This is a genomic window from Rhodococcus sp. NPDC049939, assembly GCF_040656415.1.
Classification (GTDB): Bacteria; Actinomycetota; Actinomycetes; order Mycobacteriales; family Mycobacteriaceae; genus Rhodococcus_F.
In genome coordinates this window covers 250247-263322 of the sequence record NZ_JBFAMC010000004.1, presented here as the reverse complement: position 1 = coordinate 263322, position 13076 = coordinate 250247, and the positions used below count along the sequence as shown (strand labels likewise).

Annotated in this window: 13 protein-coding genes; 9 read left to right on the top strand and 4 right to left on the bottom strand. The window is 62.8% G+C overall.

Annotated elements, in window-relative coordinates; translation table 11 throughout:
• Positions 1-83: 83 nt before the first annotated feature.
• Positions 84-1181 (top strand): alpha/beta fold hydrolase, encoded by a 1098-nt coding sequence (locus AB0I57_RS16185; protein ID WP_358337127.1) that lies wholly within the window; start codon positions 84-86, stop codon positions 1179-1181.
• Between the two features lie 195 nt (positions 1182-1376).
• Positions 1377-1829: a hypothetical protein gene (locus AB0I57_RS16180; RefSeq protein WP_358337124.1), complete on the top strand. Its 453-nt coding sequence runs from the start codon at positions 1377-1379 to the stop codon at positions 1827-1829.
• 1172 nt (positions 1830-3001) lie between these two features.
• Here the strand turns inward: AB0I57_RS16180 and AB0I57_RS16175 are convergent.
• Positions 3002-4099: a GIY-YIG nuclease family protein gene (locus AB0I57_RS16175; protein ID WP_358337121.1), complete on the bottom strand. Its 1098-nt coding sequence runs from the start codon at positions 4097-4099 to the stop codon at positions 3002-3004.
• 151 nt (positions 4100-4250) lie between these two features.
• Between AB0I57_RS16175 and AB0I57_RS16170 the strand changes: the two genes are divergently transcribed.
• Positions 4251-4748 (top strand): hypothetical protein, encoded by a 498-nt coding sequence (locus AB0I57_RS16170; protein WP_358337118.1) that lies wholly within the window; start codon positions 4251-4253, stop codon positions 4746-4748.
• 184 nt (positions 4749-4932) lie between these two features.
• Here AB0I57_RS16170 and AB0I57_RS16165 read toward each other — a convergent pair whose 3' ends face one another.
• The gene (locus AB0I57_RS16165) at positions 4933-6108 is read right to left on the bottom strand and encodes a hypothetical protein (RefSeq protein WP_358337115.1); all 1176 of its coding nucleotides are present in this window, start codon (positions 6106-6108) and stop codon (positions 4933-4935) included.
• A gap of 143 nt (positions 6109-6251) precedes the next feature.
• Between AB0I57_RS16165 and AB0I57_RS16160 the strand changes: the two genes are divergently transcribed.
• The 5 genes from AB0I57_RS16160 (at position 6252) to AB0I57_RS16140 (ending at position 10291) form a co-directional block, all read left to right on the top strand.
• A complete protein-coding gene (locus AB0I57_RS16160) occupies positions 6252-7025 on the top strand; it encodes a deoxyribonuclease IV (RefSeq protein WP_358337112.1) in 774 nt (257 codons plus the stop codon).
• Positions 7026-7119: 94 nt separating this feature from the next.
• On the top strand, positions 7120-7908 hold the full coding sequence (locus AB0I57_RS16155) for an amino acid ABC transporter substrate-binding protein (protein ID WP_358337109.1): 789 nt from the start codon (positions 7120-7122) through the stop codon (positions 7906-7908).
• A gap of 149 nt (positions 7909-8057) precedes the next feature.
• A complete protein-coding gene (locus AB0I57_RS16150) occupies positions 8058-8852 on the top strand; it encodes an amino acid ABC transporter substrate-binding protein (RefSeq protein WP_358337106.1) in 795 nt (264 codons plus the stop codon).
• A 12-nt stretch (positions 8853-8864) separates the two neighbouring features.
• Positions 8865-9533, top strand: a complete 669-nt coding sequence (locus tag AB0I57_RS16145; protein WP_358337103.1) for an ABC transporter permease subunit — start codon at positions 8865-8867, stop codon at positions 9531-9533.
• Positions 9530-10291 carry an amino acid ABC transporter ATP-binding protein gene (locus AB0I57_RS16140; protein WP_358337100.1) on the top strand — a complete coding sequence of 254 codons (762 nt, stop codon included), beginning with the start codon at positions 9530-9532 and terminating at the stop codon, positions 10289-10291. Before AB0I57_RS16145 ends, AB0I57_RS16140 begins: the two co-directional genes overlap by 4 nt.
• A 36-nt stretch (positions 10292-10327) precedes the next feature.
• Here AB0I57_RS16140 and AB0I57_RS16135 read toward each other — a convergent pair whose 3' ends face one another.
• On the bottom strand, positions 10328-10822 hold the full coding sequence (locus tag AB0I57_RS16135; RefSeq protein WP_358337097.1) for a GNAT family N-acetyltransferase: 495 nt from the start codon (positions 10820-10822) through the stop codon (positions 10328-10330).
• Positions 10823-10953: 131 nt separating this feature from the next.
• Between AB0I57_RS16135 and AB0I57_RS16130 the strand changes: the two genes are divergently transcribed.
• The gene (locus AB0I57_RS16130) at positions 10954-12198 is read left to right on the top strand and encodes a lipase family protein (RefSeq protein WP_358337094.1); all 1245 of its coding nucleotides are present in this window, start codon (positions 10954-10956) and stop codon (positions 12196-12198) included.
• A gap of 29 nt (positions 12199-12227) precedes the next feature.
• Here AB0I57_RS16130 and AB0I57_RS16125 read toward each other — a convergent pair whose 3' ends face one another.
• Positions 12228-13076 carry a patatin-like phospholipase family protein gene (locus AB0I57_RS16125; protein WP_358337091.1) on the bottom strand — a complete coding sequence of 283 codons (849 nt, stop codon included), beginning with the start codon at positions 13074-13076 and terminating at the stop codon, positions 12228-12230.

Genomic DNA, 13076 nt, shown 5'->3' with positions numbered 1-13076 from the left:
CGGGTGCCCCGCCTCGAGCTAGATATTACATTCTACTGGCGGTCGCTACGAATACGTTATCAATGACGAAGTACCGTGCAGGTATGAACGAACCGTCCCGCTCCCTCGACGTCGTCTTCGCGCCCGGGTCCGTTGCACACCCTGGAACCGCGACGGAACTGCTGAACAGAGCACTCGATCGGCGCGGATTGACTGCAGAGTTGACGTTTGCCGCGAACACGACCGAGTTCGACACCGCCGTTGCGACGGCAGCGGAGCGGGGCGAGTTCATCGTCAGCCCAGGAATCGAAAACACCTTTGCCGCTCCCGCGTGCGGAGTGATCCGCGTCGATTTCGGAGACCGCGCAGCTGACCGTTCCGATCACACCCGAGTGCATATTCGCGGCCGGGGACTCGCCGGTCTTCGCTTCGCGATCGACAGTTGGTATCACCATCGCTTTCATCCCGGGAAAATCGTCCAATACGGACGCCACTGGGATCAGCGTGCCGAACTACGGGTACCCGACGGCGAAGGCCCCTTTCCAGTGGCCTTGCTGATCCACGGGGGTTACTGGCGACCGCTTTGGGAATTCGACCTAATGGACGCGCTGGCGGTCGATCTGACGACTCGCGGCTACCTCACATGGAACGTCGAGTATCGCCGAGGCGGCGACAATGCTTGGGCTGCAATGACATCCGACGTTTCCGATGCCTTGCAGTCCCTGGCGTCCGTACCGGAGGCGGACACCGGGCGTATCGCCGTCCTCGGACACTCCGCGGGCGGACAACTCGGCCTCCGCGCCGCGGCGGACGCCGTCGCCGACACGCATCCCGCAACGGTTCGACCAGCCCTCGCCGTAAGTCTCGCTGGAGTACTGAACCTTCGACTCGCGGACGAACGCCGGCTCGGGCGAGGCGCCGTGTCGAACGCACTCGGTTGCCATTGGGCCGACGACCGCACCACGTACGAGCGGTCCTCACCGATCGACCGACTGCCGCTCGGCATCCCGCAGCTCGTGGCATGCGGCACCGAGGACGAGCCGGACCTGCTGGAGATCAGCAGGGAATTCGCCACCGCCTCCGCGCGAACCACCGATCACGTCCGATTGATCGACAAACCCGGTGATCACTACTCAGTCATCGATCCGACCAGCGAGATCTGGCGAACTATCGTCGATGCAATCGATGCGAGCCTCGAGTAGACCGCCCGCACGCGAACTGGAAACGAAATCGCTTCGCAATAACGATCGTCCAGCCTCAGCAATATCCCAGACACTTCGCGAGGAGACCCAGATCACACAACGCTGCTACCATCGTCTACAGGCAGGATTGAGGCCACAAGGCGATACCGCGAGTGGTATGCACTGTTCTGCCCCACCCCCAAAGTGAGGTAGCAAATGAAGACCCGACGGTTAGTTCTCAGCGTCATCGGAGGCGCCGCGATCTCGATGGTCGCAGTGCCGGTGGCGCAGGCGGACACGAACTTCGATTTCCTTCCCCCTGAAATTGCCAACATTCTTCCGGCCGAGTGGACGGATGCCCTGAACATGACACCGCCGCCTGCCGGGCCTGAAGTCGCCCCCGGCGTGGAGCACCAGGTTCAGGAATTCAACCCGGGTCCCATCGGGCCTCAGGACTATCGGCCAGGTCCCACCGCGCCTGAAAGCCATGTCCCACCGGAACCCGGACCCCATCAGATGGGCCCAGGATTCCTGGCACCCGAAATCGGGCCTCAGGGATTCTTCGGTGGACCCTTCGGTGAGTTCGGACCCTTCGGTGAGTTCGGTGGACCCTTCGGTGAGTTCGGTGGGCCCTTCGGTGTCGGACCCTTCGGTTTCGGATTCTTCTGACCGTTGCTTCGTGTCTGCAGGGCAGGTCTGACGCCAGGACTGCCCAGGCGCTCGGGTGCTTTACCGATCAAAGCGCCCGGGCGCTTTAGCAATCAAAGTAGCTAGTTGCTTCAGCAATCAAAGTAGGTGCCCGGGGTCTGATCCCGGCACCCTCGGCGTATGTGACGCTTCCATTCCTCGTGCTCCCTCGAGTGGGTAACGAGTGGGGTGCGTTCGGAGTCGAAAAGCAGCCCCACTCTGTGCCATTCGAATCCATTTGGATTTCGCTGTTTACATTCGAGCTCAACGCGGTTCGGATGCAACGTGATTCGGACTCAACTCGCGGTGAATAGCTACATCACGAGAGGGAACTACGTCGAAGTTGCCTGATACCATCGCGTGTACGCAGAACCGAAGTCGCAAAGTGATGCCGTGAGTGGCATTTTCGAGGTTCTGCAGAGTCCAGAACGAGGTAAAGATGAAGGCTCGACGGCTAGTTCTCAGCGTCCTCGGATGTACCGCGATTTCAGTGGTCGCAATGCCGGCGGCGCAAGCTTCCACCAACTTCAATGCACTTCCACGAGTCGGCGACCCTGTCTCGACCGGGTCTGCAGATCCCCTGATCCCGTTTCTTCCCCCCGGTCCCGAAGGATACTTCCCCGGACCCGGCCCCGAGTACGGACCCCAAGGTTTCTTCCCCGGCCCTGGCCCTGGCCCTGGTCCCGAGTTCGGACCCCAAGGATTCTTCCCTGGTCCTGGTCCCGAGTTCGGACCCCCAGAGTTCTTCCCCGGCCCCCACCTCGGGCCCGGGCCCGAACAGTTCCATCCCGGACCCCAATTCGGACCTGGGCCTCAGGAGTTCCATCCCGGTCCGCACCTCGGACCCCAGGAGTTCCATCCCGGTCCGCACGTCGGACCCCAAGGGGTACGTCCCGGACCAGCGCCCGGGCAACAAGGATTCCACCTCGGGCCGCGCCATGCTCCGGCCCCCCATGTCGGTTTCTAGATTGATCGACAGCTGGTCGGTTTGTGCCGAAGGGGCGAGCTCGAAGGTCGAAGTATTCCTTGATTCCCTTGCCGCGCAACATTATCGACTAGGTCACTCTTCAGGACTTGTCCAGCACGAGCAGAGTCGGGTCGGGCAGGTACAAAAACTGCTTGCGGGATGACACAAGCAGCGCCTACACGCAAGGTCAACGACCAGGACGCGCCTGGGTGAGATGCGGAGCCCAGCCGTGCGTGGGCCACTTGCTCAGTCCGACCTGCGCCGAAGCAATCCGCTTGTTCACGAACTGGGCTTCCAATTCGGGGTCGGACTCGCCGGCGAAGCGCCACAGCACGGCTTCCCCCGGCTGCGAAACCGAGAACCAGGAATTGGCCCGATACGCGGCGCGAATGATGTTGTCCGCGAACACGATCACCGGGATATCTTCGGTATTGCGAACCGCGGTGCCTGCGGCCCACGGACCACGAGAGAGCTCGTATACCTCCTCCGATGTCACTCCGCGGCGAGATGTCGCCGGCACCTCGAGCACCACACAGGGCGTCGGCAGATTCGGAGCTGGCTCGGCTTCGTACTGCAATATCAGGTCGTCTATGGGAACCACCCGATACTCTCCGGTAGCGTCGGAAACGTTGGTGAGCGCCTGGCCCTCCAGGAGTCCCAGCACCCCGACCAGTCCGTGTTTCGCCGCGTCCGCCGCACCGTCCGATTCGGTGATCCGGTGCGCGACAACGTAGTGCTCCACCTCATGGCCTGAGTCGTAAATCTGCCGGATGCGGTCGATAGTCGCCGCCCTCACCTCGGCGCTGTCGAGTTCAGGGTCCACGAGCGTCTGCCGGTGCTCGTTCTCCGCCAGCGCCTCCCACACGTACCCGTATATCCGGTTGCCCTGCCCAATGCCGACATAGAACACAGACCTGTTGCGTGGATCGACGAGAGCGTACACATAGGTGCCGAGTTCCTTCCCGACTCTGCTCGAAAAGGGCAGCGGTGCGTGGCGGGTCTGATACACCTCCCGAAGTATCAACCGCAAAGCGGCAAGTTTCAGAGCAACGGGGACACCGCCCTCGATGTCGTCGAACAGAGCCGTCGCTGCGCCCTGGACCGAAGAGAAGGTGTGACCGATGTGTTTCTCCAGCGATTTCGTGACCGCTGCGAACTGCGCGATCCGAACCAGTGGATCCGGTGAGGCATTGTCCAGGTCGTTGGACGCGAGAAAGGTCTGGACCTCGGCATTGTCTAGCCAGCGGGATGTGATGTCGATCGGAATCGTCCAGACGGTAGCCATGTCACTACAGTAGGGGAACGGTGGGCCGACATGGTCCCATCGATCCGCGTCGGCTGTGTCCGGATCGCATCTACACGCGAGGTGCGATCTACGCTCGAAGTCCGCGGATTGACGATGTCTCAGAATCCCGAGAAACGAAGAGGTAAAAGATTTGACTACCCGCAAGACGACGGTAGCCGCGGTGGCGATTGCCGCAGCTCTGACGCTGGCCGCATGTGGTTCCAACGAGTCGCCCGAGGCGAGTCCGACCACGACCACCACCACGACGACCGAGACCGCGGCCGCGATCGCACTGCCTACCGCCGCCGAACTCAACGCCCTGTTGGAGAAGGGTCTCGATCCCGCAACTCCGCTCGACGAGAAGATTGCCATGGTGCAGGGCTCGGAGCAGGACCCCAACCTCTTCGATCAGGTCGCCGCTGCCGCACAGCAGGCGGGGGCCACGGTGCAGGTGCTCGATCCCGTGATCGACAACGGCAACGGCGAAGCGACCGCACAGCTGCAGCTGACGATCAACGACCAAACGATAGATTCGCAAGCCGTATTCGTGCCCGGACCCAACGGGACGTGGCAGCTGTCGACACAGACGGCGTGCCAAATTGTGGACGTTGCGCAGCTGACCTCACCTGCCTGCCCGCCGGCTTCCTGATTCGACGTCAAGAGCAGGCCCCTGATCGCGGCCAACTCACCTGAATCCGGTCCCGGGGAGTGCTCGACTCCCCGTGTCGGCCGGCAGTTCGACGGTGTGGTTGGTCGCGGCAGAGCCTGAACCGAAGGGACGCGACGCCTAGCGCGCGTGCAAGTGCGCGGATGGCGCATGCCCGATACCGTCCTCAAGGTTCGCCGTTTGATCGCGATATGAGTTCGGAGATGTCCCCGTACAGAACGGACTGATAGGTGAGCATCAACTCTTCGGCCCCGTCGAACTGATCCCCCACGTGATGGGTGTTCTGTGCGGACAGTTCGCGTGAACCGGAGCGTGCGATCAGGTCGTCTATGCGGCCGTCGAGGCTCGACGCCTTGTTGGCCGCCAGCAAGGATCGCAGTTGCACCTCGGCGTGCGAGAGCAGGTCACCGATCCGCGCCAGCGCAGCAACCCGCTCGACCAACTGGTCCCACACCGGTGTCAGCGCGCTCTGCCGCGCGCGGATCTGTTTGCGTCCACCATCGGAGTGGGTGGCGCGCAGTGCCTCGTCGAGTTCGAGCCTGATCCCGCGTAGGGCTACCGTGTCGAGGGCGATCTGTGTCAGCTCTTCGGCAAGATCGAGTTGGTTTCGCTGCACCTCGAAGTGATCCGAGTGCCACAAGTGCGAAGAATCGATCCTGTCGAACAGCATCCCGGCCAGGTATAGCAACGTGTCGTAGCCATCGGCGAACTTGTCATCGCCCGGTGCGACGCCACGCCCCACGGCATCGGCCGCCCGGCGTCCTACCGCTGCCATCGGCGTGTGCTCCGCGGCTTGGCTCAACCGTCTCGCGGCGGCCCCGCGCGCGAGGTCCCCCACACGCTCGAGAACGGCCTCGCTGATCGGAGCCGGTGTCCTTTGCAGCGCCGCGAACAGTGCCTCGCGTTGTTCCAGATCGAGGTGAACGCCCAGCCGCCGATCCCGGCGCATCGCCCAAACACCGTTCCCGTAGTGCGCCGTCGAAGTCACCACCGCAGATCGATAAGACTGCAGTTTCCGGCCCAGTTCGTTGGCCCGGTACTTGTACAGCAACTGCGCAGGCCGAAACCTCTGAGTTCCGATACGTTCGACGGCTTGGCTGTATTCGTCGGTGAGCAGACGTAATGCTCCGAATCCCCCGATCGACGGGATGCTCCGGCCTGCCCGGCGCCGGTTGGTGAGCACCTGTCGGGTGGGAGAATCGAGGTGTCCCGCGGCAATGAGGACGGCTGCCTTGTCCGACAGGGGCGCATGGGTACCTGTGATCGTGGCGCGTTCGCACCAGTGACGGACCTCCACCGAAATACGGGCGCGATGCTCCTCGTACCGGGCGCTCTCCGACATCGAACCTCCTGGCAGTTCGCTGATAACTACTGTCCCAGAATTCCACCTACGGCGCAGGCCTCACCAATTCATGGGGTTGCGCCGCCTCGCTCGCATCCCTGGAAGCCGACTGTCATCGGGGCTCCGCCCCTACCCTTGATGACATGCGCATAGGAGTACACGTCCGTCAGGACGAGGATCCGATCGGATACGGCGAGAGCCTCGGCGCCGATGTCGTCCAGATGTTTCTCACCGACCCGCAACAGTGGAACAAGCCGCAGGCGCATCCTCGTAGCGAGGAGATACGCAACAGCCCCATCGACGTCGTCGTGCACTCGTCGTACGTGATCAACGTCGCGAGCCTCAACAATCGGCTCAGGATTCCCTCGCGCAACGCCGTGGCTCAACAAGCGCGGGCCGCCGCCGACATCGGCGCATTCGGGCTGGTCGTCCACGGCGGACATGTCCGCGATGGCGAGGACGTGAACGAGGGAATCAACAACTGGCGCAAACTCTTCGATCGCCAGGCCGACCAAGGCGGATTCCCCGTCCCGATCTTCGTCGAGAACACCGCCGGCGGCGATTTCGCGATGACACGACGCTTCGACTCCGTCGATCGACTCTGGCAGCAGATCGGCGATCTCGGCGCTGGATTCTGCCTCGACACCTGCCATGCTTGGGCGGGCGGAGAGGATTTGGTGGGGGTTGTCGAACGCATCAAGGCCATCACCGGCCGCATCGACCTGGTGCACCTGAACAACTCCCGAGACGACTTCGGCTCGGCGCGCGACCGGCACGCGAACCTCACCAGCGGGACCATCGACCCCGAACTGCTCGTGGAGGTCGCGCGAACCGCCGATGCGCCCGTAATCCTCGAGACCCCGGAAGAAGGTCTCACCGAAGACCTCGCGTACCTGCGCGACTCCATCGGCAGATGACAACGCGATCGGAAGCTCCCTCGAATTCGGCCACACTCTTACTGCCAGGGCCACTGGGTACGGTGGGTTGACAGGCCCAATGAGGAGAAGACTGGTGCAACGCACACTTCCAGCCGCAGCAATCGCCGTCATGACCGCGCTGTCGTTGGTCGCGTGTAGCAACTCCGATTCGGGTCCTGCCATCGACCAGGTACGCGCATCTGGGGTGCTGCGAGTCGGTACCGAAGGCACCTACACTCCGTTCAGCTACCAGGGCGCAGATGGTCAACTGACTGGCTATGACGTCGACGTAGTGCGTGCGATCGGAGACAAGCTCGGCGTCTCCGTCGAGTTCACACAGAGTCCCTGGGACTCGCTCTTCGCGGGTCTGGAGGCGGGACGATTCGACCTCGTGGCCAATCAGGTGGCAGTCAGCGACGAACGTATCCAGCGTTACGACCTGTCGACGCCGTACACATTCTCCGAGGGAGTCATCATCACCCGCGCTGACGACACCTCGATCACGTCCGTTGCCGATCTCGACGGCAAGACCGCAGCACAGGCGCCGGCGTGCAATTGGGCTCAGGTCGCGAGAGACGCGGGAGCCAACGTCGAAACCGTCTCCGGCTTCGTGCAGGCGATCATGCTGCTCAAGAACGGCAGAGTGGACGCCACCGTCAACGACAATCTCGCGATCGACGAATACGAGAATCGGACCGGAGACGCGAGCTTGAGGATGGCCGCTTACACAGGGGACACGAGCGAGCAGGCCTTCGCCGCCAGCAAGGGCAGCGGGTTGGTTCCGGACATCGACCAGGCGCTCGACGAACTGCGGGCCGACGGAATACTCGCCCAGATTTCGGAGAAGTACTTCGGCTCCGACGTCTCGTCACCAACTGACTGAGGTCGATCACCAGCTCCGGCCGATCTCGCCACGCCGCGGCACGCGAGTGCGGGTGCATCGAGAGATCGATTTCCCGCGCGACCTCCCGGACTCCTGTCGCTACAACCGTCGAGTACGGTGGGCTGATCTGCCTAATGAGGAGGAGACAGGTGCAACGCACACTTCCAGCCGCAGCAATCGCCGTCATGACCGCGCTGTCGTTGGTCGCGTGTAGCAACTCCGATTCGGGTCCTGCCATCGACCAGGTACGCGCATCTGGGGTGCTGCGAGTCGGCACCGAAGGCACCTACACTCCGTTCAGCTACCAGGGCGCAGATGGTCAACTGACTGGCTATGACGTCGACGTCGCCCGTGCGGTCGGAGACAAACTCGGCGTCTCCGTCGAGTTCACACAGAGTCCCTGGGACTCGCTCTTCGCGGGCCTGGAGGCGGGACGATACGACCTGGTGGCCAACCAGGTGACTGTCAACCCCGAACGTGCCGAGAGGTACGACCTGTCGACGCCGTACACAGTTTCCGAGGGAGTCATCGTCACCCGAGCGGACGACACCTCCATATCGTCCATTGCCGATCTCGACGGCAAGACCACAGCGCAATCGGCGACGAGCAACTGGGCCCAGGTCGCGAGAAACGCGGGAGCCAATGTCGAATCCGTGGAAGGTTTCGTGCAGGCCATCACGCTCCTGAAGGACGGCCGAGTGGATGCCACTGTCAACGACAACCTCGCTGTCGGCGAGTACGAAAAGCAGACCGGAGACACAGGTGTGAGGGTGGTCGCGGACACCGGCGACACGAGCGAGCAGGCTTTCGCCGCCAGCAAGGGCAGCGGGTTGATTCCTGACGTCGACCAGGCACTCGAAGAACTGCGGGCCGACGGAACACTCGCCCAGATTTCGGAGAAGTACTTCGGCACCGACGTCTCGTCGCCCCGTACAGGCAACTGAGCCGGTTCGCGCGTGAACGACGCAACCGTCCAGTTGATCCTGGACAACCTGTGGCCGATGCTGAAGGCCGCGGTCACGATGACGATCCCGCTGACGATCATCAGCTTCGTTTTCGGACTCGCCATCGCGCTGCTGGTGGCGCTGGCGCGAATTTCGTCGATCAGGCCGTTGTCTGTGCTGGCCCGCTTCTACATCTCGATAATCCGTGGCACCCCGTTGCTGGTGCAGTTGTTCATCGTGTTCTACGCACTGCCTCAGTTCGGCGTGACACTCGACCCCTTCCCCGCGGCGGTGATCGCCTTCAGCCTCAACGTGGGCGGGTACGCGGCCGAGGTGATCCGGTCGGCGATTCTCTCGATCCCCAAAGGGCAGTGGGAAGCGGCACAGACCATCGGCATGGGCTACGCCACCACACTGCAGCGGATCGTGTTGCCGCAGGCGGCGCGGGTCGCCGTCCCACCGCTGTCCAACACACTGATCTCGCTGTTGAAGGACACCTCGCTGGCATCGACGATCCTGGTCACCGAACTCCTTCGCGTCGCCCAACTCGCGGCAGCACCGACATTCGACTTCTTCGCCCTTTACGGCGTCGCCGCACTGTATTACTGGGTGATATGCATCTTCTTGTCGGCTGTCCAAGGCCGGCTCGAAGCCCGACTCGACAGGTACGTCGCACGATGACTGACACTGCTCCCCTACTCCAAGTCTCAGGCGTCGAAAAGTCTTTCGGCGACCATCGCATCCTCCGTGACATCAACTTCGACGTCGCGCAGGGAACAGTTTTGGCTGTCATCGGGCCTTCCGGGTCCGGCAAGACCACGCTGCTGCGGACCCTGAACGCGCTCGATACGGCGGACAGCGGCGTGATCTCCATCGGCGACGAGTCGGTCGACTTCGGCGCCCCGGTAAACAGGTCGGCGCTCACACGGTTCCGTGCGCAGAGCGGGATGGTATTTCAGGCTCACAACCTGTTTCCGCACAAGACGGCGATCCAGAACGTCATGGAAGGGCCTGTCGTCGTCCAGAAGCGGCCCAAGGACGAGGCTCGTGCCGACGCGATGAAGTTGCTGACGCACGTCGGCCTGGAGAAGAAGGCGGACCTGTATCCGTATCAACTGTCGGGTGGGCAGCAACAAAGGGTCGGGATCGCCCGAGCGCTCGCCCTGAGACCGAAACTGATGTTGTTCGACGAACCCACGTCCGCGCTCGACCCCGAACTGGTCGGTGAGGTGCTGGGCGCAATCAGAGACCTCGCGAACGAGGGCTGGACGATGGTGATCGTCACACACGAAATCCGGTTCGCACAGCAGGTGGCCGATGAGGTCCTGTTCATAGACCACGGTGTGATACTCGAACGAGGCGCGCCGAAAGACATCCTGGCCAATCCGACAGAACCACGCTTGCGGCAGTTCCTGCACCGGATCCTCGACCCACTCTGACGCTCCTCGGGTGGCCGAGGCCCGAAAGCGCTGTCGTCAGCGGACGACCTTTTCCATCAACAGGACGCTCGGCCAGTCCACCTCGAAGTCCCGGCGACCTACCCGGAAGAATCCCTGCTGCTCGTAGTAGTCACGCAGCCGTACATTGGTCTCCACACACTCGAGCCGAACGACGGACGCATTCTCGGCGCGGGCCTGATCATCGACCAGCCGAAGCAGCTGTGCACCGAGTCCGGCACTGGCATGCTTGCGGTCTGTCATTATTCGAGCCACGTACGTGGCCGGGACCCCGTCCTCGATCCAGACCTCAGGATCGGATCGCAGCACCCGCAGCGCACCCACCACGATTCCCGCGAACAGCGCGACCTGCCATTGTCCGAGTTCGATCTGCTCGCGCACGTCGGCGAGTGACACATCGCCCCTGGCAGGCGGATCAATTTCCCTCGCCCGGAGCCAATCTTCTGCATCCCAGTGCATCTGAACGATGTCTTCAGCCTGATCGAGCACTGCGCGTTCCACGGTCACCGCCATGCAGCCACAGTAGCCATCGCTCGACGGAAACAAACCCCCGACCGCTGCTCATATCGCCATTGAGGGTTCGGCCGAGATTACAATTTGCAGGACGAAGCGATTGCATCAGCACGTTGGATCGGCGGTATTCGATGAAGCTGTTTCATGCGGTAGTCCTGACGACAGTCTTCACGTTCACCGCGCTCTTCTCCGTACACCCGCCTGTTTCTGCCGCCCAGCCGCTCGGACCCGATTCCATTCTGCCGTCCCCCATTTCGGGGGACGACTTCTTTTCTTGGCCGCCGAACGTAGCGGACTACGAGGCAGGCGAGATCATTCGCCGGCGGGAGGTGACAACCCGCGCGTTCCCGGACACGCTGGTGGGGCACCGGGCCTACCAGATCATGGTCAGATCCAACGATTCCAAGGACAGGCCAGTCCCGGTGACTGCGACCTTGCTCGTCCCGACCGAAGCGTGGACGGGGCCGGGACCTCGCCCAGTGGTCGACTACAACATGGCAATCGATTCCCTGGGTGCAACCTGCACCCCGTCTTACAGATTGGTACACGACTACCAGACTCTCGACCTCGATACACCGCCTATGCTGCCGTTGTTCCTGGCGAAGAATTACGCGGTACTGGTCCCCGACCACCAGGGCCCGAGGATGGCCTACAGCGCGGGGCGCATGGCCGGGCATGCCGTACTCGACAGCATTCGCGGCATGAAGAATCTGCCCGAACTGGGCCTGTCGGAGAGCCCTGTCGTCGCCACCGGCTACAGCGGCGGTGCGATCGCCACAGGGTGGGCAGCACAGCTTCAACCGTCGTATGCCCCCGACGTCGAGCTGGCCGGGGTCGCAGCGGGCGGGGTGCCTGCCGATTTCGCGTTGTTGCGGAAGACCATGAACGGTCAGCTCGGTTCAGGGCTGTATCTGGCTGCGATACTCGGGCTCGCCCGCGAGTATCCCGAAATGCTGACGCTGGCGAATCCGTTGGGTGTGCTCCTTGCGACGTCGCCACTCAAGGACCAGTGCAACCTCGCACTCGACTTCGCCGGCCTCGCCATGCTCCCCGTCGAACTGCTCGCGTCCCAGCCCGACCCGTTCGACACCCCGACGGGCCGTGCGGTCGTCGCCGAAAACAGGATGGGTGCATTGACCCCGGAGGCCCCGGTACTGCTCTACCAGGGATCTGCCAAGGTGTTCTTGGGTGACGAGTTCATTCCCGAGGAAGGGGTGATCACCCTGCAGCGGGAGTGGTGTGCCGGTGGAGCCGATGTCACCTATGCCCCCCAGATCGGCGAACACTTGACCGCGGGGTGGTTTGCATTGCCCCAGGTGACACAGTGGATCGACGACCGCCTCGCTGGTGTTCCCGTAACCCCTGGATGTCGCTGACCGCCGCCGGGCCCCATGAGGCAGCGTCGTCAACCATGTACATGTGGTAGCAACAGAATGGCCTGGCCTGTACCGACGCGTTCCTCGTCGAGCCACTCCGCGGTCTGCTCTCGAGCCCGGTTGATCATTTCGTCGGCGCTTCCGAAGTCGGCGGGACTCGTGTCCAGCGGGCACAGCGGCGGTACGACCCGGATGTCAGCGACCTTCTCGTACCGTTCGACATCGAGTGCAAGGCGCTGATTGACCGCAAGAGTCACGCCCAGCAACCCCATACCCAGTGCACTACTCGGAACCTCCGATAACGTGCAGGCATACCCGGTGGGTAGGACCCACACCGTGGTGGCGCCCAGTTCGATTGCGTGCGAGATGGGGGTGTTGTTGACGACACCGCCATCCATCAGCGTCCGACCGGCGATTACCACGGGTGGGAGAATTCCCGGAAGCGCCGCGCTAGCGGTGACGGCATCGACCGCAGGTCCCGCCGAAAGGCGGACGTCCCTGCCTGTCAGCACGTCGGTCGCAACGACGTGGAGTGGGATGGGCGCGTCCTCCATCCGTTCGAAGCGCAGATGCTTCTCCAGCAAGCGCCGGATGGCATGATTGGACACCAGATGGTTTCCGATGCCGACGAAGCCGGTGAAACCGGTGAACAACGTGGTCGGGAACACCGAACTGCGCTTCAAGCCGCGCCACAGATCTGCCAGTTCGGAAATGTCCGCCTCGGTCGATCCCCCTGCAAGCCAAGCGCCGTTGAGCGCGCCGACCGAGGTCCCGACAATGATGTCGGGCCGAATTCCGCGTTCGATCAGGGTCTGCAACATGCCGACCTCGATAGCGCCGAGGCTCGCTCCGCCAGACAGAACGAAAGCTGTGGTCAT

Excerpts from the sequence above, each read along its gene's own strand:
- AB0I57_RS16185 (WP_358337127.1), top strand. The coding sequence starts at position 84 with ATGAACGAACCGTCCCGCTCCCTCGACGTCGTCTTCGCGCCCGGGTCC.
- AB0I57_RS16180 (WP_358337124.1), top strand. The coding sequence starts at position 1,377 with ATGAAGACCCGACGGTTAGTTCTCAGCGTCATCGGAGGCGCCGCGATC.
- AB0I57_RS16175 (WP_358337121.1), bottom strand. The coding sequence starts at position 4,099 with ATGGCTACCGTCTGGACGATTCCGATCGACATCACATCCCGCTGGCTA.
- AB0I57_RS16165 (WP_358337115.1), bottom strand. The coding sequence starts at position 6,108 with ATGTCGGAGAGCGCCCGGTACGAGGAGCATCGCGCCCGTATTTCGGTG.
- AB0I57_RS16160 (WP_358337112.1), top strand. The coding sequence starts at position 6,252 with ATGCGCATAGGAGTACACGTCCGTCAGGACGAGGATCCGATCGGATAC.
- AB0I57_RS16140 (WP_358337100.1), top strand. The coding sequence starts at position 9,530 with ATGACTGACACTGCTCCCCTACTCCAAGTCTCAGGCGTCGAAAAGTCT.
- AB0I57_RS16135 (WP_358337097.1), bottom strand. The coding sequence starts at position 10,822 with ATGGCGGTGACCGTGGAACGCGCAGTGCTCGATCAGGCTGAAGACATC.
- AB0I57_RS16130 (WP_358337094.1), top strand. The coding sequence starts at position 10,954 with ATGAAGCTGTTTCATGCGGTAGTCCTGACGACAGTCTTCACGTTCACC.
- AB0I57_RS16125 (WP_358337091.1), bottom strand. The coding sequence starts at position 13,076 with ATGACCACAGCTTTCGTTCTGTCTGGCGGAGCGAGCCTCGGCGCTATC.